This window comes from Bradyrhizobium sp. WSM2254 (assembly GCF_000472645.1).
GTDB lineage: Bacteria > Pseudomonadota > Alphaproteobacteria > Rhizobiales > Xanthobacteraceae > Bradyrhizobium > Bradyrhizobium niftali.
Genome location: NZ_KI421444.1, coordinates 207,738 through 226,234, shown reverse-complemented (window position 1 = coordinate 226,234; position 18,497 = coordinate 207,738). Strand labels below are relative to the sequence as shown.

Annotated in this window: 23 protein-coding genes; 11 read left to right on the top strand and 12 right to left on the bottom strand. The window is 65.9% G+C overall.

Annotated features, from left to right (window positions below):
* Window positions 1–74: 74 nt before the first annotated feature.
* Genes A3M7_RS0138865 through A3M7_RS0138855 form a run of 3 tightly spaced genes read left to right on the top strand, consistent with a single transcriptional unit; the run spans window position 75 to window position 1,297 of the window.
* Window positions 75–410 carry a helix-turn-helix transcriptional regulator gene (locus A3M7_RS0138865; protein WP_027548708.1) on the top strand — a complete coding sequence of 112 codons (336 nt, stop codon included), beginning with the start codon at window positions 75–77 and terminating at the stop codon, window positions 408–410.
* Window positions 407–871 carry an SRPBCC domain-containing protein gene (locus A3M7_RS0138860; protein WP_027548707.1) on the top strand — a complete coding sequence of 155 codons (465 nt, stop codon included), beginning with the start codon at window positions 407–409 and terminating at the stop codon, window positions 869–871. The genes A3M7_RS0138865 and A3M7_RS0138860 overlap by 4 nt, the downstream gene beginning before the upstream one ends.
* A gap of 12 nt (window positions 872–883) precedes the next feature.
* Complete coding sequence (locus tag A3M7_RS0138855; RefSeq protein ID WP_027548706.1) at window positions 884–1,297, top strand: GFA family protein; 414 nt, start codon at window positions 884–886, stop codon at window positions 1,295–1,297.
* Between the two features lie 4 nt (window positions 1,298–1,301).
* Here A3M7_RS0138855 and adhP read toward each other — a convergent pair whose 3' ends face one another.
* The 11 genes from adhP to A3M7_RS0138800 all read right to left on the bottom strand — a co-directional run bounded on the left by adhP (window position 1,302) and on the right by A3M7_RS0138800 (window position 10,508).
* Window positions 1,302–2,327, bottom strand: a complete 1,026-nt coding sequence (gene adhP / locus A3M7_RS0138850) for an alcohol dehydrogenase AdhP (RefSeq protein WP_027548705.1) — start codon at window positions 2,325–2,327, stop codon at window positions 1,302–1,304.
* Window positions 2,328–2,470: 143 nt separating this feature from the next.
* On the bottom strand, window positions 2,471–2,881 hold the full coding sequence (locus A3M7_RS0138845; protein WP_027548704.1) for a DUF2000 family protein: 411 nt from the start codon (window positions 2,879–2,881) through the stop codon (window positions 2,471–2,473).
* Window positions 2,882–3,049: 168 nt separating this feature from the next.
* Window positions 3,050–3,439, bottom strand: coding sequence for a DUF4189 domain-containing protein (locus A3M7_RS0138840; RefSeq protein ID WP_027548703.1), 390 nt, complete (start codon window positions 3,437–3,439; stop codon window positions 3,050–3,052).
* Between the two features lie 197 nt (window positions 3,440–3,636).
* Window positions 3,637–5,241, bottom strand: a complete 1,605-nt coding sequence (locus tag A3M7_RS0138835) for an NTP transferase domain-containing protein (RefSeq protein ID WP_027548702.1) — start codon at window positions 5,239–5,241, stop codon at window positions 3,637–3,639.
* Window positions 5,238–5,939 carry an XdhC family protein gene (locus A3M7_RS0138830; protein ID WP_027548701.1) on the bottom strand — a complete coding sequence of 234 codons (702 nt, stop codon included), beginning with the start codon at window positions 5,937–5,939 and terminating at the stop codon, window positions 5,238–5,240. The genes A3M7_RS0138835 and A3M7_RS0138830 overlap by 4 nt, the downstream gene beginning before the upstream one ends.
* A gap of 2 nt (window positions 5,940–5,941) precedes the next feature.
* Window positions 5,942–6,265 carry an XdhC family protein gene (locus A3M7_RS0138825; RefSeq protein WP_008564652.1) on the bottom strand — a complete coding sequence of 108 codons (324 nt, stop codon included), beginning with the start codon at window positions 6,263–6,265 and terminating at the stop codon, window positions 5,942–5,944.
* An 11-nt stretch (window positions 6,266–6,276) separates the two neighbouring features.
* The gene (locus A3M7_RS0138820) at window positions 6,277–7,479 is read right to left on the bottom strand and encodes a VWA domain-containing protein (RefSeq protein WP_027548700.1); all 1,203 of its coding nucleotides are present in this window, start codon (window positions 7,477–7,479) and stop codon (window positions 6,277–6,279) included.
* A gap of 146 nt (window positions 7,480–7,625) precedes the next feature.
* The gene (locus A3M7_RS0138815) at window positions 7,626–8,534 is read right to left on the bottom strand and encodes a MoxR family ATPase (RefSeq protein ID WP_027548699.1); all 909 of its coding nucleotides are present in this window, start codon (window positions 8,532–8,534) and stop codon (window positions 7,626–7,628) included.
* Window positions 8,535–8,597: 63 nt separating this feature from the next.
* On the bottom strand, window positions 8,598–9,404 hold the full coding sequence (locus tag A3M7_RS0138810) for a xanthine dehydrogenase family protein subunit M (protein ID WP_027548698.1): 807 nt from the start codon (window positions 9,402–9,404) through the stop codon (window positions 8,598–8,600).
* A 36-nt stretch (window positions 9,405–9,440) separates the two neighbouring features.
* Window positions 9,441–9,926 (bottom strand): (2Fe-2S)-binding protein, encoded by a 486-nt coding sequence (locus tag A3M7_RS0138805; RefSeq protein WP_027548697.1) that lies wholly within the window; start codon window positions 9,924–9,926, stop codon window positions 9,441–9,443.
* Window positions 9,927–10,061: 135 nt separating this feature from the next.
* Window positions 10,062–10,508, bottom strand: coding sequence for a carbon monoxide dehydrogenase subunit G (locus A3M7_RS0138800; protein WP_027548696.1), 447 nt, complete (start codon window positions 10,506–10,508; stop codon window positions 10,062–10,064).
* Between the two features lie 172 nt (window positions 10,509–10,680).
* Between A3M7_RS0138800 and A3M7_RS0138795 the strand changes: the two genes are divergently transcribed.
* The 3 genes from A3M7_RS0138795 (at window position 10,681) to A3M7_RS0138785 (ending at window position 13,438) form a co-directional block, all read left to right on the top strand.
* Window positions 10,681–12,036: a 3-carboxy-cis,cis-muconate cycloisomerase gene (locus A3M7_RS0138795; protein ID WP_027548695.1), complete on the top strand. Its 1,356-nt coding sequence runs from the start codon at window positions 10,681–10,683 to the stop codon at window positions 12,034–12,036.
* 99 nt (window positions 12,037–12,135) lie between these two features.
* On the top strand, window positions 12,136–12,918 hold the full coding sequence (gene pcaD, locus A3M7_RS0138790) for a 3-oxoadipate enol-lactonase (protein ID WP_027548694.1): 783 nt from the start codon (window positions 12,136–12,138) through the stop codon (window positions 12,916–12,918).
* A gap of 127 nt (window positions 12,919–13,045) precedes the next feature.
* Window positions 13,046–13,438 carry a carboxymuconolactone decarboxylase family protein gene (locus A3M7_RS0138785; RefSeq protein WP_027548693.1) on the top strand — a complete coding sequence of 131 codons (393 nt, stop codon included), beginning with the start codon at window positions 13,046–13,048 and terminating at the stop codon, window positions 13,436–13,438.
* On the opposite strand, the gene A3M7_RS0138780 is transcribed toward A3M7_RS0138785, so the two are convergent.
* The gene (locus A3M7_RS0138780; RefSeq protein WP_027548692.1) at window positions 13,400–13,924 is read right to left on the bottom strand and encodes a hypothetical protein; all 525 of its coding nucleotides are present in this window, start codon (window positions 13,922–13,924) and stop codon (window positions 13,400–13,402) included. The genes A3M7_RS0138785 and A3M7_RS0138780 overlap by 39 nt on opposite strands.
* A gap of 221 nt (window positions 13,925–14,145) precedes the next feature.
* Here A3M7_RS0138780 and A3M7_RS48005 point away from each other — a divergent pair, with 221 nt between their 5' ends.
* From A3M7_RS48005 to A3M7_RS0138755, 5 genes are all read left to right on the top strand, one after another.
* Entirely contained in the window at window positions 14,146–14,367 is a 222-nt protein-coding gene (locus A3M7_RS48005) for a hypothetical protein (RefSeq protein WP_198033898.1), read from the top strand.
* A gap of 253 nt (window positions 14,368–14,620) precedes the next feature.
* Window positions 14,621–15,538 (top strand): branched-chain amino acid ABC transporter permease, encoded by a 918-nt coding sequence (locus tag A3M7_RS0138770; protein WP_027548690.1) that lies wholly within the window; start codon window positions 14,621–14,623, stop codon window positions 15,536–15,538.
* 59 nt (window positions 15,539–15,597) lie between these two features.
* Window positions 15,598–16,875 carry a high-affinity branched-chain amino acid ABC transporter permease LivM gene (gene livM / locus A3M7_RS0138765; protein ID WP_371090253.1) on the top strand — a complete coding sequence of 426 codons (1,278 nt, stop codon included), beginning with the start codon at window positions 15,598–15,600 and terminating at the stop codon, window positions 16,873–16,875.
* Entirely contained in the window at window positions 16,872–17,705 is an 834-nt protein-coding gene (locus A3M7_RS0138760) for an ABC transporter ATP-binding protein (RefSeq protein ID WP_027548688.1), read from the top strand. Before livM ends, A3M7_RS0138760 begins: the two co-directional genes overlap by 4 nt.
* Window positions 17,702–18,445, top strand: coding sequence for an ABC transporter ATP-binding protein (locus A3M7_RS0138755; RefSeq protein WP_027548687.1), 744 nt, complete (start codon window positions 17,702–17,704; stop codon window positions 18,443–18,445). The genes A3M7_RS0138760 and A3M7_RS0138755 overlap by 4 nt, the downstream gene beginning before the upstream one ends.
* The last annotated feature ends 52 nt before the right edge of the window (window positions 18,446–18,497 follow it).

Sequence of the window (18,497 nt, the reverse complement as noted above, 5' to 3'; positions counted from 1 at the left end):
ATCGAAGAGTCGGACCGGGACGGCCCAGTTGAATTAGCATTGACTAATGCATTAGCCTTCGCTAATTTATCGGCATGATCGAAGCCGCCCCAAACCCCGTCACCACCGTGATGCGCGCCCTCGCCGATCCGACCCGCCGCGCCGTGTTCGAGCGCGTCTTTGAGAGCAAGGAGATCAGCGTTGCCGAACTGACGCGCGGCAGTGGCGTGACGCAGGGTGCGATCTCGCAGCACCTGAAGTCGCTGAAGCAGGCCGGCCTCGTTGCCGAGCGCGCGGAGGGCCGCAACGTCTACTACCGCGCTGCGCCGCAAGGACTCGAGCCGCTGGTGACCTGGATGGATCATTACGGCGTCTTCTGGCGCGAGCGCTTCCAGAACCTGCGTGACCTCTTGAAGGAGATCGATTCGTGAGTGCTGCCGAGTTGAAAGCTGAAACCAAAGACATCGTCATCGACGAGGTCTTCCCTCACACGGCCGAGACGATCTGGAAGGCGCTGACCAGCGCGCAGCTGATCGCGCGCTGGCTGATGCAGCCGACCGGCTTCGAGGCCGTCGAAGGCAAGGCCTTCACGTTCCAGACCAAACCGGGTGGCGACTGGGACGGCGTCATTCATTGCCGCGTTCTGGAGGTCGTGGCCAACAGGCGGCTCGTTTACGCCTGGAAGGGCGGCGACGAGCGCAACACCGGCTATGGCGCACCGCTCGACACCGTCGTGACCTGGTCCCTCACCCCGGTCGAGGCCGGCACGCGGATCCAGCTGATTCATGCGGGCTTCGTGCTGCCCAGGAACGAGAGTGCCTACACGATCATGAGCGGCGGCTGGAAGACGGTCGTCCGACAGCTCGACGAGATCAGCGGCGAAGACAAGTAAGGAGTCATCACGATGGACAAGCCCTATACCGGCGGCTGCGCCTGCGGCGCGATCCGCTATTCGATCACCAGTGAGCCCATCTTCAGCAATCACTGCCAGTGCCGGGACTGCCAGCGGGAAAGCGGCAGCGGCCACGGCTCCTACGCGACCTTCGCGCGCGCCGGCGTCACGCTGAGCGGCGAGGCGAAGCATTGGGACATGGTCGGCGACAGCGGCAATGTGAAGACGCGCGGCTTCTGCCCCCAGTGCGGCTTGCCTGTTTACCTGACCTTTGCCGCCATGCCCGACATCTTCACCATCCGCGCCGCAAGCCTCGACGAGCCCGCCCGCTACAAGCCGCAGGCGGTGACCTACGGAGCGCGCGGGCATGGCTGGGATCATCTCGACCCAGGCCTGCCGAAATTCGAAAAGATGCCGCCCGGGTGAGGCACTAGCCAAAATCCAGCACCATGCGGCCGTCGATCTTGCCGGCCTTCATCCGATCGAAGACGTTGTTGATCTCTGCGAGCGGCACCTTCGTCACCTCGGCCTTGACCTTGCCGTCCGCGGCGAACGCGATGGCTTCGTCGAGGTCGCGGCGGGTGCCGACGATGGAGCCGCGCACGGTGATGCGCTTGAGCACGACGTCGAAGATCGGCGTCGGGAATTCGCCCGGCGGCAGGCCGACGAGACTGACGGTGCCCTTCCGGCGCACCATCTTCAGTGCCTGGGCAAAGGCGGCGGTCGAGACCGCCGTCACCAGCACGCCGTGCGCCCCTCCCCCGGTTGTCGCCAACACCTTGTCCACGGCATCGGCCGCGAGCGCGTTGACCGCGAGGTCGGCGCCGGTCTCGCGGGCGAGCTTGAGCTTGTCCTCGGCGATATCAACGGCCGCGACCTTGAGCCCCATCGCCTTGGCATACTGGATCGCGACATGGCCGAGCCCGCCGACACCCGAGATCACGACCCACTCGCCGGGCTTTGCCTCCGTCTCCTTCAAGCCCTTGTAGGTGGTGACGCCGGCGCACAGGATCGGCGCGACGCCGGCAAAATCGATCGTCGCCGGCAGTTTGGCGGCGAAGGCAGCCGAGGCGATCACATATTCGGCAAAGCCGCCGTTCACGCTGTAGCCTGTGTTGTGCTGGTGCTCGCACAGCGTCTCCCAGCCGGTCTCGCAATATTCACAGGACATGCAGGCATCGTGCAGCCAGGCGACGCCGACGGCATCGCCCACCTTCAGATTTTTCACGCCGGATCCGAGCGCGGCGACGATGCCGGCGACCTCGTGGCCGGGAATGAAGGGCGGAACCGGCTTCACCGGCCAGTCGCCGGAGGCGGCGTGCAGATCGGTGTGGCAGACGCCACAAGCCTTGACCTTGACCAGAACCTCGCCGGGACCGGGCTGCGGCACCGGCACGTCCTCGATCACCAGCGGCTTGCCGAATTGTTTGACGATTGCGGCTTTCATGGTCGGCATCGGTCTGCTCCTTTGCATTGCGCGGCGCAGACTAGCGAGGCCGCAAGGCTCCCCCTTGATTGGAATCAAACCGCACAAAGTTTGCGCAAGCGCTCGCGCCATCGTGACATCGCGATGACGATGCGGCGCGAGGCGCGGGCGTGTCAGCTATGGAACTTGAGGCCGTCGACGATCTTGTCGATCACCTTGCGCTCGGCGCGAACAGCGATGCCGACGAGGTTGAGATCGGCGCGCACCACCGCCCTCACCACCTCGCGATTGGCGGCATCGTGCGTGGTCTTGAACATGTCCTCGGTATAGACCGCCGGCACCACGTTGCGGGTGAGCGCACGGTCGAGCGCGCGCGACAGCGCCGGACCGTCGGCGCCGTAGATCAGGATCGGCTGGCCGATCAGCGCGTGATATTTCGCGCCCGAGGCATCCTCATAGGGCTCACCGATGCATTCGGAAAAAGCCGCGGCGATACCGCTGGTGAGGAAAGCCGCCACGTTGAGCTTCTGCCAGGCCTGAAGATCGGAGCGGATCACGACGGCGATCTTGGTGTCGAACTGCATGAATACCTCGAACTGTCATTCCGGGGCGCGCCGAAGGCGCGAGCTATGGTGCGCAATTGCGCACCTGAGAATCCATCGGGCCACAGAGTCGGCGGACGAATGGATTCCGGCTTCGATGCTACGCATCGCCCCGGAATGACAGCAAGAGAAATTCAGCGCTCGAAGAATTCAACCCTTCGCGTCGCAGGCCCAGGCGCGGATCACGCATTCCTTGCCGCCGTACTTGTAGCATTCGCGCGTGGCGGCGTTGAGCGAGGCGGAGATCTTCGGCTTGACGGCATAACCATACGCGCCGCAGGGGTTGGCGAGGTCGACCGACATCGCAGCGCAGGCGCGCTTGATGGTCACCGTCGTGCAATCGCCCTTGCACTGCTTCTGCGCCGCGGCGCGCGCCTCGTGCTCGGCGCCGTAATCGAAAGCCTGGCCATAGGCGCCGCACTTGCCGACCGCAAACGCGCCGGCGGCGTGAGCATCCGTGATGTGGCGAGCGCCCGCGACACAAACAGACAACGCAAAGAAAAACATCGCGCAACGGCGCGCGACGACATTCGAAGCCATAAAAAAACCCCTCCCCCCAAGGCAGGTGCGGAGGACTCTAAGCGGTGGTCGTTTCCAGATGGTGAACGGGTGGTTGAAATCGGAGCCCTGGGAGGTGCCGTAGGGTGGGCAAAGCGAAGCGTGCCCACCGCATCCCATCGTGATCCGACGAGATGGTGGGCACGGCGCTGCGCGCCTTTGCCCACCCTACGGCAGCGTCATCCCCGCCGTGCCGCTTCCAGCGCCTGCGGCGTGTCGATGTCGAGGAAGGCGCTCTCGCCGTCGACGGGCACTTCGGCGACCGCCTCGGTGTGCTTGGCGATCAGGTGACGCGCGCCGACGTCGCCGTCGAGGGTCATCAATTCCCTGAAGAAGCGGCGCGACCACAGCACGGGATTGCCGCGGCGGCCTTCGCTGACAGGTACGACGATCAGATTGCCGCGGTCCGGCGCGAAGCTGTCGATGAGACGGTCGATCAGGCCGGCATCGATCAGCGGCATGTCGCCGAGGCAAACCACGGCGCCGTCGCAAGCTTCGGACACGGCCGCGATGCCGGCCTTGACCGAGCTCGCGATGCCGCCGGCGAAATCCGGATTCCTGGCGAATCTCACCTTCAGGCCTTGCAGCGCCTGCTCGACCAGCTCGGTCTGGTGGCCGGTGACGACGATCACCTCGGATGCCTTCGAAGCCAGCGCCTGCTCGGTCGCGATCCGCACCAGCCTCTTGCCGTCGAGCTCGGCGAGCAGCTTGTTCGGACCGCCCATGCGGGTCGAACGGCCCGCCGCAAGCACGATGGCCGCGACCCGGCTGTTGCCCTCGATCTCCGGCGTCGCGCGGGGCTGCGGGCGCGTCACGATCTCCATCAGGAGCCCGCCGACGCCCATGCCCATCAGCTCGGCGCGCGTCACCTTGATGCCGGCAAGCAGCCGCATCAGCACCCAGTCGAATCCGTTTTCGACCGGCGAGCGCGCGCAGCCCGGCGCGCCCAGCACAGGCACGCCGCCGGCCCGCGCGATCAGCAAGAGATTGCCGGGATCGACCGGCATGCCGAAATGCTCAATCTCGCCGCCAATTCCCGTGACGGCCGCCGGGATCACGTCGCGGCGGTCGGCGATCGCGGAGGCGCCGAACACGATGACGAGCTCGGCGCCAAGTCCGAGCAATTCCTTGATCGCGGCCGACAGTGCATGCTCGTCATGCTGGACGCGCCGCTCGGCGATGATGCTGGCGCCGGCCGGCGCCAGGCGCTCGGCGGTGACGCGCAACGTCTTGTCGATCACCTTGGAGGACAGGCCCGGCAGCAGCGTCGAGACCACGCCGACGCGCTGGATGACGTAGGGGGCGATCTTCAGGGCGTCCCTGCCGGCGGCCTTCACCGCGGCATCGCGCAAGGCGCCCTCGACGCCGAACGGGATGATCTTGACGGTGCCGACCATCTCGCCCTCGACCACCGGCTTGTAGGCGGTGAGCGTCGCAAAGGTGATGGCCTCGTCGATATTGTTGATGCGGTCAACGGCGGCGCGGTCGATCACCAGCACGCCCGGGCGCGCGGCGAACAGGTTGGCGCGGCCGGTGAAGGCGCGCTCGACATGGATGCCCTCGCCGCCGACCGCAAGCGCGATGCTGGCGGCTGCGACGTCCTCGGAGACGTCGCCCTCCTCCATCCGCACCACCACGACGTCCTTGATACCGGCGCGCTCCAGCGCCTCGACCTCGGCAGGACCGATCGTCGTGCCCTTCTTCAGCACCAGCGGTCCCTGGCGCAGGGTGTGGACGGTCACCCCGCCGATCGCATCCCTGGGGCTCGCCGGGCCGAATTTCATGCCGCTACTTCTTTTTCTTTGGGTGGCAGCCGAAGCACCGCCGTGATCTCGGCCATGATCGACACCGCGATCTCCGACGGCGAGACGGCGCCGATCGCAAGGCCAATGGGCGCGTGGATGCGCGCGATGTCGCTGTCCTTGGCGCCCTGCGCCCGCAACCGGTCACCGCGCTTGGCATGGGTTTTCCGCGAGCCGAGCGCGCCGATGTAGAAGCAGCCGCGCTCGAAGGCGTGCAGCAGCGCGGGATCGTCGATCTTGGGATCGTGCGTCACCGCGACGAACGCCGTGTAGGCATCGACGTTGAGCGGCGGCAGCGCGGTGTCGGGCCATTCGGCCACCAGCGGAATGTCGGGGAAGCGCTCTGCGCTTGCAAAGGCCGTGCGCGGATCGACGACGGTGACGTCGTAGCCGAGCGAGCGCGCCAGCGGCGCCAACGCCTGACTGATATGGACGGCGCCGACGATGACGAGCTTTGCGGTCGGCGCGTAGACGTTGAGGAAGAGCTTCTTGCCGCCGACCTCGACATTGGCACTCTTGCCTATGCGAAGCTGTTTTTCGAGCTCGACGCGCAGCGGGTCCTTGGCAAAGTCCGCAGCCTTGACCAGGCGCTGTTCGCCGCTCTCGGTGTCCGTCACCAAGATCGCGGGACGGCGCGCGGCGCGCTCGGCATTGAGTTCGTGCAAAATCGCGAGCTTCACGGCTAGCCGACCTTCTCGACGAAGACGCGGATGGTGCCGCCGCAGGACAGCCCGACATTCCAGGCGGTCTCGTCGGCAACGCCGAACTCCAGCATCTTCGGCTTGCCGCTCTCGATCACGTCCATGGCCTCGGTGACCACGGCACCCTCGACGCAGCCGCCGGAGACGGACCCTAAGAACGTGCCCTCGTCGTTGATGACGAGGCTCGAGCCCGCCGGGCGCGGCGCCGAGCCCCAGGTCTCCACCACGGTGGCGAGCGCGACGCCACGGCCGGCCTTCTGCCAGTCCTCCGCCGCCTTCAGAATGTCCTCGTCGCGATCGAGCATGGGGTAACCTCTCAAGCTGCGGAACGGATCAGGCTGCGGTGATGCGGCGGCAGCGGCCGGGAGAGCGTCGTGATCAGCTCCTGGATCGAACTCAAATTATGTACCGGGCGGAATTCGTCAACGTGCGGGAGCATCATTTTGATGCCCTGCGCCTTGGCCTCGAAGCCGCCGAAACGCAACAGCGGGTTGAGCCAGATCAGCCGCCGGCAGGAGCGGTGCAGCCGGTCCATCTCGAAGGCGAGCCTGGAATCGGCCTCCCGCTCCAGCCCGTCGGAGATCAGGAGCACGATGGCGCCCTGGCTCAGGACGCGGCGCGCCCACAATTTGTTGAAGTTGTGCAGCGAGGCCGAGATCCGCGTGCCGCCGGCCCAGTCCTCGACCGAGGCCGAGCAGCTCGCCAGCGCCTCGTCGGGATCGCGCTGGCGCAGCGCGCGGGTGACGTTGGTCAGGCGGGTGCCGAACAGGAACACCGAGACGCGCTTGCGCGCATCGCCGATGGCATGGAGGAAATGCAGGAACAGGCGGGTGTATTCGTTCATCGAGCCCGAGATGTCGAGCAGCGCGACGATCGGCGCCGGCTTCTCGATCCGCCCGAGCCGATGGATGTCGATGATGTCGCCACCGGTGCGCAATGACGCACGTAGCGTGCGGCGCAGGTCGAGGCGCAGGCCTCGGGAATCGGGCCGGTGCCGGCGCGTCAGCAGTTCGGCCTGCGGCAGCCGCATCCGCTCGACGGCGTGCAAGGCCTCGGAGATCTCCGCTGCGCTCATCTGCGCAAAATCCTTCTTCTGCAGGATTTCCTTGTCGGACACCGACAGACGCAGATCCTGCTCCTGGTGCTGCGCCGTCTCCGTCATGCGCGGCTGCGACATCGCTTCCTGCACACGCCGTGCGCCGGCCTGCGGCTTCTTCTTGGCCTGATCCGGCAGCGGCACCGAATCCAGCATGTGCTTCCACTCCTCCGAGGCGCGGAAGAACAGGTTGAAGGCCTGCTTGAAGATCAGCGCATGCTCGTGACGCTTGACGAAGATCGCCTCCAGCGTGGTGAAGACGTCGGCCCGGTTGCCGATGTCGATCACCTCAAGCGCGTTCATGGCATCGATCACCGCACCCGGCCCGACCGGCATGCCCGCCGCGCGCAGCGCGCGGGCGAAGCCGACGATGTTGTCGGCAAACTGCTCGGTCTGCTCGGGTGCCAGGTGGTTGATGGCCATGGTTCGTATCCATCCCCTCGTCATTCCGGGGCGCGCCCTCTTGGGCGCGAGCCCGGAATCCATTTACCCGCGGTCCTCGTGGCTCAATGGATTCCGGGTTCGCGCTGACGCGCGCCCCGGAATGACGAGCTAACTTTGCCGCGAGATCAATCCTCGCTCGTCGCTTCCTTCAGCACCTTCTGCAAGGCGTCGCCCTGCATGCGGGTGATGTCGTCCTGGTACTTGAGCAGCGCGCCCAGCGTGTCGCCGACCACTTGCGGGGTCAGCGAGCGGGCGTCGAGCTCGGACAGCGCGGTGGCCCAGTCGATGGTCTCGGCGACGCCCGGAGACTTGTAGAAGTCCTGGTTGCGCAGCGCCTGGACGAAGCGCACCACCTGCTGCGACAGCTTTGCGGAGATGCCGGGCACGCGCGTCTTGACGATCGCGAGCTCGCGCTCGGCGGCGGGATAATCCACCCAGTGATAGAGGCAGCGCCGCTTCAGCGCGTCGTGGATCTCGCGGGTGCGGTTGGAGGTGATGATGACGATCGGCGGATGCGGCGCCTTCACGGTGCCGAATTCGGGGATCGTCACCTGGAAGTCGCTGAGGATTTCCAGGAGGTAAGCTTCGAACGCCTCGTCGGCGCGGTCGAGCTCGTCGATCAGGAGCACCGGCGGGCCGGCAACGTCGGGCTCCAGCGCCTGGAGCAGCGGCCGCTTGATCATGTAGCGGTCGGCGAAGATGTCGCTCGACAGTTGATCGCGATCGGTGTCGCCGGCGGCTTCCGCCATCCGGATCGCGATCATCTGCGCGGCGCTGTTCCACTCGTAGACCGCGGAGGAGACGTCGAGGCCTTCGTAGCACTGCAGGCGGATCAGCTTCCGCCCCAGCGCCGCCGACAGCACTTTTGCGATCTCGGTCTTGCCGACGCCGGCCTCGCCTTCGAGAAACAGCGGCCGACCCATGCGCAGCGACAGGTAGGTCACCGTCGCCAGCGAGCGCTCCGCGAGGTAGCCGCGCGACGTGAGGAGTTCGAGCATCGCATCGACCGATGCCGGTAGGGCCGCTGAAGTCATGAAAGGGCCAGTCTCGTTTACGCCCTCACCGGGGCAAGTCGTTGGGCCAATTGGTGAGGCCCATCATTCCTTGGCATTGGCGGCGTCGACGGCCCGCCGCGTCAGCACCCCGATGAGGTGCGCGCGGTATTCGGCACTGCCGTGGATGTCGCTGTTAAGACCCTCGGCCGGCACCTCGATGCCATCGAGCGCCTTCGCCGAAAAGCGCTTCTTCAGGGCTTCCTCGAACGCGGTGACGCGGAACACGCCTTCGGAGCCGGCGCCGGTGACGGCAACGCGCACGTCCGAAGGACGCCGCGCCACGAACACGCCGACCAGCGCGTAACGCGAGGCCTGGTTGCGGAATTTGACGTAGGCGGCCTTCTTCGGCAGCGGGAACATCACCTTGGTGATGATCTCGTCGGCCTCGAGCGCCGTCGTGAACAGCCCCTGGAAATACTCTTCGGCCTTGAGGCGACGCTTGTTGGTGACGATGGTGGCGCCGAGCGCCAGCACCGCAGCCGGATAGTCCGCGGTCGGATCGTTGTTGGCGAGCGAGCCGCCGATCGTGCCCTTGTGGCGCACGGCGGGATCGCCGATTCCGCCGGCAAGGCTCGCGAGCGCCGGGATCGCTTCGCCCACGATGGCGGAGGTCGCGACCTCAGCGTGCCTGGCGGTGGCGCCGATCACCAGCGAGCGGCCCTTCATCTCGATCGTGTTGAGCCCCTCGATGTGGGAGAGGTCGACCAGATGCGGCGGGCTGGCGAGGCGCTGCTTCATGACGGGAATCAGCGTGTGACCGCCGGCGATCACCTTGGCGTCTTCGTTCTTCACCAGGAGGTTGGCGGCCTGCCGGACCGTCCCGGGGCGATGATATTTGAATTCGTACATCTGAATGTCCTGATCGCGGGATGCGCGCGTGTCGATTTAGGCGAGGTCGGATTTCGCCATCGCCTTGGCGCCGGCGGAAATCGAGGTGACGATGTTCTGGTAGCCGGTGCAGCGGCAGAGATTGCCTTCCAGCTCCTCGCGGATGGTGTGGTCGTCGACCTCGTGGCCCTTGCGATGAACGATGTCGATCGCGGTCATGATCATGCCGGGCGTGCAGAAGCCGCACTGCAGGCCATGGTGCTCGCGGAAGGCTTCCTGCATCGGATGCAGCGGCGCACCATCGGCGGCCAGCCCCTCGATCGTCTTGACCTCGTGGCCGTCGGCCATCACGGCAAGCGTGGTGCAGGACTTCACGGCCTTGCCGTCGAGATGCACGACGCAGGCGCCACACTGCGAGGTGTCGCAGCCGACATGGGTGCCGGTCAGCCGCAGATTCTCGCGCAGGAACTGCACCAGAAGCGTGCGGGGATCGACGTTGGCCGTCACAGGATTGCCGTTCACGATGAGGGAGATTTTGGCCATAAGCACTCTCTATCAGCGCCCCGACGGGTCCCGTCGAAGCGGTTCTTATAATTATTCCAACCCATCATATGGGCCATTATGGCCCGGGGCAACATCGCCCCGGACGCAAGGCGCCATGCCGAAAGGCGATAGCCTTCAGCCCTGTACCGCCTTGGCGAAGTTCGCGAAAAACTCGTCGGCCAGCTTCTTGGCGGCGCCGTTGATGAGGCGCTGTCCGAGCTGCGCCAACTTGCCGCCGATCTGCGCCTCGACGTCGTAGGAGAGCAGCGTGCCGCCGTCCTTCTCCGCGAGGTTGACCACGGCGCCGCCCTTGGCGAAGCCGGCCACCCCGCCCTCGCCTTCGCCGGAGATCTTGTAGCCGTTCGGCGGATCGAGATCGGAGAGCGTCACCTTGCCCTTGAAGCGCGCCGACACCGGGCCGACCTTCATTTTGGCTGTGGCGCGAAAGCCGCCGTCGTCGGTCTTCTCCAGCTCCTCGCAGCCGGGGATGCAGGCCTTCAGCACCTCGGGATCGTTGAGCTTGGCCCACACAGCCTCGCGCGGCGCCGCAAGCTGGACTTCGCCGTTCATCGTCATGGCCATGGGGTGCCTCCCGGGATCGTGCAACTATAATGCTGTTCAAGTAACGCACGGGGGCCGCAAAGGAAAGGGCGGCCTCCGGTCACGTGCAATGCATATTCGCAACTGCAAAAAATCTTGTGCGGTCGGTTTTGGATTGGCACAGGCGAGCCATGATGGTTAGGTCCCGCGCAACATGAGCACAGCCCTCTCCCCCCTGCTCGCGCCGATGCTGTCGAGCACCGCCATGCGCGCCGTCTGCGACGACCGCTCCACCCTTCAGTACATGCTCGATTTCGAGGCAGCCCTCGCCCGGGCCGAGGCCGCCACCGGCGTGGTTCCCGCCGCCGCCGTGGGCCCGATCGAAGCCGCGTGCAAGGCGGAGACCTTTGACATGGCCGCGCTGGCCGAGGCCGCGACACGGTCCGGCAATCTCGCGATTCCCCTGGTCAGGGCGCTGACCGCCAATGTCGCCAAGGCCGATGCGGAGGCCGCCCGCTACGTGCATTGGGGCGCAACCAGCCAGGACGTCATCGACAGCGCGACCATGCTCGCACTGCGTGCCGGCATCGATGCACTCGACGCCGACCTCAGCCGTGCCATCAAGGGCTTTGCCGCACTGGCGCGTAATCATCGCAACACCGCCATGGTGGCGCGGACCTGGCTCCAGCACGCGTTGCCGATGCCGTTCGGGCTCAAGGCCGCCGAATATGCGGCAAGCCTTGCCCGCGCCCGCTGCCGCCTCAGGCGGTTTTCCCGCGAGGGCCTCGCGCTGCAATTCGGCGGCGCGGCCGGCACGCTCGCGGCCCTCGGCGACAAGGGGCTCGTCGTTGCGGAACGACTGGCGCAGGAGCTCAACCTGCCGCTGCCGGAAGCGCCCTGGCACACCCATCGCGACCGCATCGCGGAAGCCGCATCGGCTCTTGCGATTCTCGCCGGCAGCTGCGGCAAGATCGCGCGCGACGTATCGCTGATGATGCAGACCGATGTCGCCGAGGCGTTCGAGCCGGCCGGCGAAGGCCGCGGCGGCTCCTCGACCATGCCGCACAAGCGCAACCCGGTCGCGGCCGCAAGCGCGCTGGGATGTGCGACCATGGCCCCACAGCTCGCCGCGACGATTTTTGCCGCGCAGGTGCAGGACCACGAGCGCAGCGCCGGCCCCTGGCACGCGGAATGGCCGACGCTGCCGCAACTGATGCTGGTCACCTCGGGCGCGCTCGCCGCCATCGTCGACATCGCCGAGGGCCTCGACGTCGATGCGGCGCGCATGCGCAGCAATCTCGATGCGACGCACGGGCTGATCATGGCCGAGGCGATCACCTTCGCGCTGGCCGAGACCATCGGCAAGAGCGATGCGCATCATCTCATCGAGGCCGCGAGCAAGCGCGCAGTCGCCGAGAAGAAGCATCTGCGCGAGGTGCTGTCAGGCGATTCGCAGGTCACCGCGCATCTTTCGCCGGAAAAAATTGCGGCATTGTTCGAGCCGATGGCCTATCAAGGGGCTTCCCAAGCCCTGATCGACCGGCTGCTCGATTCATTGGATCTCTCCTGATGTCATTGCCGGGCTTGACCCGGCAATCCATCATCCTGGATAGATTCCACTTCTTAGATGGATGCGCGGCTCAAGCCCGCGCATGACGAGGAACATGCCATGCCCATGATCGATGCCGACGGTTGCCTGATCAACGTCTCTGTCGAGGGCCGCGACGGCGGGCCGACCCTGATGCTGTCCAATTCGCTCGGCTGCACGCTTCAGATGTGGGAGCCGCAGATGAAGGCGCTGACGCAGGTCTTCCGCGTCATCCGCTATGACCGCCGCGGCCACGGCAAGTCGAACGTTCCCCCCGGCCCCTACACGATGGAGCGCTTCGGCCGCGACGTGCTGGCAATCCTCGACGATCTCAACATCGAGAAGGTGCATTGGTGCGGCCTGTCGATGGGCGGCATGGTCGGGCAATGGCTGGGCGCGAATGCGCCGGAGCGATTCGGCAAGCTGATCCTCGCCAACACCTCCTGCTACTATGCCGAGCCGACCAAATGGCTGGAACGCATCGATGCCGTGAAGAAGGGCGGCATCGCGGCGGTGGCCGATGCCGTGATCGCGGGCTGGCTCACCCAGGATTTCCGCGAGCGCGAGCCCGACATCGCCGCCCGGATGAAGGCGATGCTGCTCGCCTCCCCCGTCGAGGGCTATCTCGCCTGCTGCGAGGCGCTGTCGACGCTCGACCAACGTGAGCTGCTGCCAAAGATCAAGAGCCCGACATTGGTGATCGCCGGCCGCCACGACATGGCGACGCCGATATCCGCGGGCGAACTGATCCGCTCAAACATTCCCGGCGCGAGCATGACCATCATCGACGCCGCCCATATTTCCAATGTCGAGCAACCCCACGCGTTCACCGATGCGGTGGTGGGGTTCCTGACGCAGCGTTGATTGCGCCTATCGTCATTCCGGGGCGATGCAAAGCATCGAACCCGGAATCTCGATCGGCATTCACAACCTCGAGATTCCGGGTTCGCCTCTTCGAGGCGCCCCGGAATGACTGATCCGGAGAAACACCATGGACGACCAGAAGCGCCGCGATGCCGGCATGAACGTGCGCCGCAAAGTGCTGGGCAATGCCTGGGTCGACAAGTCGATCGCGGGTCGCAATGCCTTCAACACCGATTTCCAGGACCTGATCACCCGCTACGCCTGGGGCGAGATCTGGACGCGGCCGCATTTCGACGAGCGCACCCGGCGGGTGCTTGTGATCGGCACCATGGTCGCGCTCGGGCAATGGGACGAATTCCGCCTGCATGTGCGCGCGGCACTCGCCGAAGGCGGCTTCACCCCCGACGACATCAAGGAAATTCTGCTCCAGCAGGCGATCTATTGCGGCGTGCCGGCGGCGAACCACGCCGTCAAGGAAGCCTCAGCGATTGTGCAGGAGCTCGGCCTGCTCAAGACCTAGCGGCGCAGCGGCCTCGACGGCCTTTGGCGCCGCCACAGGCCGCTCGATCACCATCACGATCGCAGCTCCCAGCAGCAGCAAGAGCTCGGTGGCGTGCAGCCGGAGCGCGGCCATCTCGCCGACCTTCGAGGCCATGACCATGCTCGCAAACGAGATCAGGCTGCCGATCGCCAGCGCAATGCCGAGCGCCTCGTCACTGCCGCCAGTCCTGCGGACGCGGGGAATGCACAGCAGCGCGAGGTAGATCGCGAAGAACGCCACCACGGTCAGCCGTCCCAGTGCCAGCAGCCAGGCCGCGCGCACCGTGTCCATCCCCGCCATCTGGAGATGGTCGCTGAGGTACAGCGCCACCGCGACGCTCGGCCGCTCGTAGAGGCCGTGCACCGGTGCCACTATGATGTTGAAGGCAACCAGCGTCCAGGCCGGGATGAAATAGGCCGCCAGCAGCGCGCCGTTGACCGAGTCGATCCGCCAGTTCCTGAACATGCCGCTTCCCGCTTCGCCTGCCACGCAGCCTTCAATGGGAAGGCTTTGCCGGGAGCTAACTCGCATCAGTCTGCGGCGGCAATTTAAACCCTTTGTTTACCTTAACCGCCAGGCGGCCGGCGCCCCAGACGAAAAAGGCCCCGCCTTTCGGCGGAGCCCGTCCTCACTCACTCCTGCTCACTCGCAACTGCTCACTGGGCTCCCAACTAGTTGTCCTGACCGTGCTGGCCACCCTGCTGGCCGGGCCGGTTACCCTGGCGCATCGGGTCATCCTGCCGCTGCTGTCCGGGTTTCTGCCCGCCGCCCTGCTGCTGCCCTGGCTGCTGACTTGGCTGCTGACTTGGGCGCTGCTGACCGGGGCTCTGAGTCTGCTGACCCGGATTCTGGTTCTGCTGCTTCGTCATCGGGGGGAACTCCCTTGTTGGACGTCAGAGGGACAGTAACAACGGGCCCTGGATTTGGTTGCCATGCGGAACCCGGTTCCTCGCAGCTGCGGAACCCGGGGAGATGACGTCCGTCACCAAATGAGTTCTGTACAAGCCCTTATGCCTAGGCCTGCACTGTTGCGGCCGCCAGTTCCCTCCTGTTACAAAACGAGAAGAATGCTCAAGGGCTGCCGGGGCCCGAGAAGAAACTCAATCACTCTCTCTCGAAAAGCTCCCTTTGAGCCGCGTCAGGTTTGGTAAACGGCAGCCTATGGATTATTTCGCCCAGCAGCTCATTAACGGCCTCGTGCTCGGCTCCATCTACGGCCTGATCGCGATCGGCTACACGATGGTCTACGGCATCGTCGGCATGATCAACTTCGCCCACGGCGACGTCTTCATGATCGGCGGCTTCATAGCCCTGATCACCTTCCTGATCCTGATCTCGCTCGGCCTGACCGCGATCCCGGTGATCCTGCTCGTCGTGCTGCTGGTCGCGATGGCGATCACGGCGCTTTATGGCTGGACCATCGAGCGCATCGCCTACCGGCCGCTGCGGCATTCCTTTCGCCTCGCCCCGATGCTGTCGGCGATCGGCATGTCGTTCGTGCTGACCAACTATTCGCAGGTGGCGCAAGGCGCCCGCGTCAAGCCGATCCCGCCCTTCATCACCGGCGGCTACACGCTGCATGAGAGCGCGGACGGCTTCGTCATCCAGCTCTCCAATATCCAGATCATGGTGGTCATCACCACCATCGTGCTGCTGGCGATCTTCACCTGGCTGGTGTCGCGCACGCGGCTCGGGCGCGACATGCGCGCCTGCGAGCAGGACCAGACCATGGCGGCCCTGCTGGGCGTCGACGTCGACCGCACCATCTCCATGACCTTCGTGATCGGCGCCGCGCTCGCCGCGGTCGCGGGTTTCATGTACCTGCTCTATTACGGCCTGGTCGACTTCTTCATGGGCTTCGTTGCCGGCATCAAGGCCTTCACGGCGGCCGTGCTCGGCGGCATCGGCTCGCTACCCGGCGCCATGCTCGGCGGTCTTGCGATAGGCCTGATCGAGACGTTCTGGTCGGCCTATTTCTCGGTCGAATACAAGGACGTCGCGGCATTCTCGATCCTGATCGTCGTGCTGATCTTCATGCCGACCGGCCTGCTCGGCCGTCCCGAAGTCGAAAAAGTCTGACGGACCGCCGCGTGACACCCATCCCGCACAAGACCACGCACGCAAGCCGCACCGCCGGCTTGACCTACATCCTGAAAAAATCCCTGCTCAGCGCACTGGTCGCGCTGGTGCTGTTCTCACTGATGGTCGGCGTCCGAACCGAGGCCGGCGCCGACGGCCAGCTCACCTATTGGACGCGTTTCGGCGAGGTCGCAGCGCTCGTCGCCGGCGTGTTCGGAGGCTCCATCGTCATCGAGCTGCTCCGGCAATGGATCGGCCCGTCCGGCGCCGAGAAGCTGGTGCCGCCCGCGGTACAGAGCGGGATGTCGTTCGTCGGCCGCTACCTCGCGCCCGCGCTCTTGATCTTCACGCTGCTGGTGCCTGTGATCTTCTATAACCAGCGCTACATCCTCGACCTCGCGATCCTCGTGCTCACCTATGTCATGCTGGGCTGGGGATTGAACGTCGTGGTCGGCCTCGCCGGCCTGCTCGATCTCGGCTACGTCGCCTTCTATGCGGTCGGCGCCTATTCCTACGCGCTGCTTGCCACCAATTTCGGCTGGTCGTTCTGGGTCTGCCTGCCGCTCGCGGGCATCCTTGCCGCGTTCTGGGGCGTGCTGCTCGGCTTTCCCGTGCTGCGCCTGCGCGGCGACTATCTCGCCATCGTGACGCTCGCCTTTGGCGAGATCATCCGCCTCGTCATCATCAACTGGCAAAGCCTGACCGGCGGCCCCAACGGCGTCCCCGGCATTCCCCGCCCCTCCTTCTTCGGCATCCCGCTCGACAACAGCGACGACGGGCTCGCCGCCAAGCTCGGCATCGAGTACTCGCCGACCCATCGCATCGTCTTCCTGTTCTATTTGATCCTGGCGCTCGCGCTGCTCACCAACTGGGTGACGATCCGCCTGCGCCGCCTGCCGATCGGCCGCGCCTGGGAGGCTTTGCGCGAGGACGAGGTCGCCTGCCGCGCGCTCGGCATCAACACCACGACCACCAAGCTGACCGCGTTCGCGACCGGCGCGATGTTCGGCGGCTTTGCCGGTGCGTTCTTCGCGACCCGCCAGGGCTTCATCAGCCCGGAATCCTTCACCTTCCAGGAATCGGCGCTGGTGCTGGCCATCGTCGTGCTCGGCGGCATGGGCTCGCAACTCGGCGTGGCGCTTGCCGCGCTGGCCATGATCGGCGGCTTCGAGCTGTTCCGCGGCCTCGAGACCTACCGCATGCTCGTGTTCGGCATGGCCATGGTGCTGATCATGATCTGGCGGCCGCGCGGCCTGATCGGGCATCGCGCGCCGACCGTGTATCTGACCAAGGCGCAGGCGATCTCCTCCGACCTCGTCAAGGAAGGGCACGGATGAGCGGCGACAAGATTCTCAGCGTCGACCAGCTGACCATGCGCTTCGGCGGCATCGTGGCCGTGCAGGACCTGTCGTTCTCGGCCGAGCGCAAGAAGATCACCGCGCTGATCGGGCCGAACGGCGCCGGCAAGACCACCGTTTTCAACTGCATCACCGGCTTCTACAAGCCGAGCGGCGGTTCCATCCGCCTCGCCCATGACGACGGCAAGATCATCGCGCTGGAGCGGCTGAACGATTTCCGCATCGCCAAGCAGGCCAAGGTGGCGCGCACCTTCCAGAACATCCGCCTGTTTCCCGGCATGACCGCGCTTGAAAACCTGATGGTGGCGCAGCACAACGCCTTGATGCGGGCCTCCGGCCTCACCTTCCTCGGCCTGATCGGTGCGCCCGGCTATCGCGATGCCGAGAAGCGCGCGATCGATCTGGCCACCGACTGGCTCAGGCGGGTCAACCTGCTCGACCGCGCCGACGATGCCGCCGGCAATTTCGCCTATGGCGACCAGCGACGGCTCGAAATCGCGCGGGCGATGTGCACCGAGCCCGCGCTTCTGTGCCTGGACGAGCCCGCAGCCGGCCTCAACGCGCGCGAGAGCGCCGCCTTGAGCGAGCTCCTGCTCTCGATCCGCAACGAGCTCGGCACCTCGATCCTGCTGATCGAGCACGATATGTCGGTGGTGATGGAGATCTCCGACCACATCGTGGTGATGGACCACGGCGTGAAGATCGCGCAAGGCACGCCGCGCCAGGTTCGCGACGATCCCAAGGTGATCGCCGCCTATCTCGGCGCCGACGAGGAAGAGGCGGTCGCCGTGATGGAGGGCGGGTCGTGACTTCGGCGCCCACTCCCCTGCTCGCGATCCGCAGCCTTCGCGCCGCCTACGGCAAGATCGAGGCGCTGAAGGGCGTCGACGTCGAGATCAATGCCGGCGAGATCGTGGCGCTGATCGGCGCCAACGGCGCCGGCAAGTCGACGCTGATGATGACGATCTTCGGCAAGCCGCGGGCCCGCGCCGGCCAGATCCTGTACGAGGGCCGCGACATCACCGACGTGCCCACCCACGAGATCGCGCATTTGCGCATCGCGCAATCGCCGGAGGGACGGCGCATCTTCCCGCGCATGAGCGTGGCGGAAAACCTCCAGATGGGGGCCGACGCCACCGGATGCACCGATTCCGAACGCGACGCGACGCTGGCACGCGTCTTCTCGCTGTTTCCGCGGCTGAAGGAGCGCTACGCCCAGCGCGGCGGAACCCTGTCCGGCGGCGAGCAGCAGATGCTGGCGATCGGCCGCGCCTTGATGAGCCGTCCCCGCCTGCTCCTGCTCGACGAGCCCTCGCTCGGGCTCGCGCCGCTGATCGCGCGCCAGATTTTCGACGCGATCCGCACCCTGAACCGGCAGGACGGCCTGACCGTCCTGATCGTCGAGCAGAACGCCAACCATGCGCTCAAGCTCGCCCATCGCGGCTATGTCATGGTCAACGGCCTGATCACGCTGGCCGGGACCGGCGCCGAGTTGCTGCAGCGCCCCGAGATTCGCGCCGCCTATCTGGAAGGCGGCCGACACGGCTGAGGCGGGCCACGTGCGTCCGAATGGGGCGAGATATCTGCGCCGATGCCCGTAT

Excerpts from the sequence above, each read along its gene's own strand:
- A3M7_RS0138865 (WP_027548708.1), top strand. The coding sequence starts at position 75 with ATGATCGAAGCCGCCCCAAACCCCGTCACCACCGTGATGCGCGCCCTC.
- A3M7_RS0138855 (WP_027548706.1), top strand. The coding sequence starts at position 884 with ATGGACAAGCCCTATACCGGCGGCTGCGCCTGCGGCGCGATCCGCTAT.
- adhP (WP_027548705.1), bottom strand. The coding sequence starts at position 2,327 with ATGCCGACCATGAAAGCCGCAATCGTCAAACAATTCGGCAAGCCGCTG.
- A3M7_RS0138845 (WP_027548704.1), bottom strand. The coding sequence starts at position 2,881 with ATGCAGTTCGACACCAAGATCGCCGTCGTGATCCGCTCCGATCTTCAG.
- A3M7_RS0138840 (WP_027548703.1), bottom strand. The coding sequence starts at position 3,439 with ATGGCTTCGAATGTCGTCGCGCGCCGTTGCGCGATGTTTTTCTTTGCG.
- A3M7_RS0138835 (WP_027548702.1), bottom strand. The coding sequence starts at position 5,241 with ATGAAATTCGGCCCGGCGAGCCCCAGGGATGCGATCGGCGGGGTGACC.
- A3M7_RS0138825 (WP_008564652.1), bottom strand. The coding sequence starts at position 6,265 with ATGCTCGATCGCGACGAGGACATTCTGAAGGCGGCGGAGGACTGGCAG.
- A3M7_RS0138820 (WP_027548700.1), bottom strand. The coding sequence starts at position 7,479 with ATGGCCATCAACCACCTGGCACCCGAGCAGACCGAGCAGTTTGCCGAC.
- A3M7_RS0138815 (WP_027548699.1), bottom strand. The coding sequence starts at position 8,534 with ATGACTTCAGCGGCCCTACCGGCATCGGTCGATGCGATGCTCGAACTC.
- A3M7_RS0138810 (WP_027548698.1), bottom strand. The coding sequence starts at position 9,404 with ATGTACGAATTCAAATATCATCGCCCCGGGACGGTCCGGCAGGCCGCC.
- A3M7_RS0138805 (WP_027548697.1), bottom strand. The coding sequence starts at position 9,926 with ATGGCCAAAATCTCCCTCATCGTGAACGGCAATCCTGTGACGGCCAAC.
- A3M7_RS0138800 (WP_027548696.1), bottom strand. The coding sequence starts at position 10,508 with ATGGCCATGACGATGAACGGCGAAGTCCAGCTTGCGGCGCCGCGCGAG.
- A3M7_RS0138795 (WP_027548695.1), top strand. The coding sequence starts at position 10,681 with ATGAGCACAGCCCTCTCCCCCCTGCTCGCGCCGATGCTGTCGAGCACC.
- pcaD (WP_027548694.1), top strand. The coding sequence starts at position 12,136 with ATGCCCATGATCGATGCCGACGGTTGCCTGATCAACGTCTCTGTCGAG.
- A3M7_RS0138785 (WP_027548693.1), top strand. The coding sequence starts at position 13,046 with ATGGACGACCAGAAGCGCCGCGATGCCGGCATGAACGTGCGCCGCAAA.
- A3M7_RS0138780 (WP_027548692.1), bottom strand. The coding sequence starts at position 13,924 with ATGTTCAGGAACTGGCGGATCGACTCGGTCAACGGCGCGCTGCTGGCG.
- A3M7_RS0138770 (WP_027548690.1), top strand. The coding sequence starts at position 14,621 with ATGGATTATTTCGCCCAGCAGCTCATTAACGGCCTCGTGCTCGGCTCC.
- A3M7_RS0138760 (WP_027548688.1), top strand. The coding sequence starts at position 16,872 with ATGAGCGGCGACAAGATTCTCAGCGTCGACCAGCTGACCATGCGCTTC.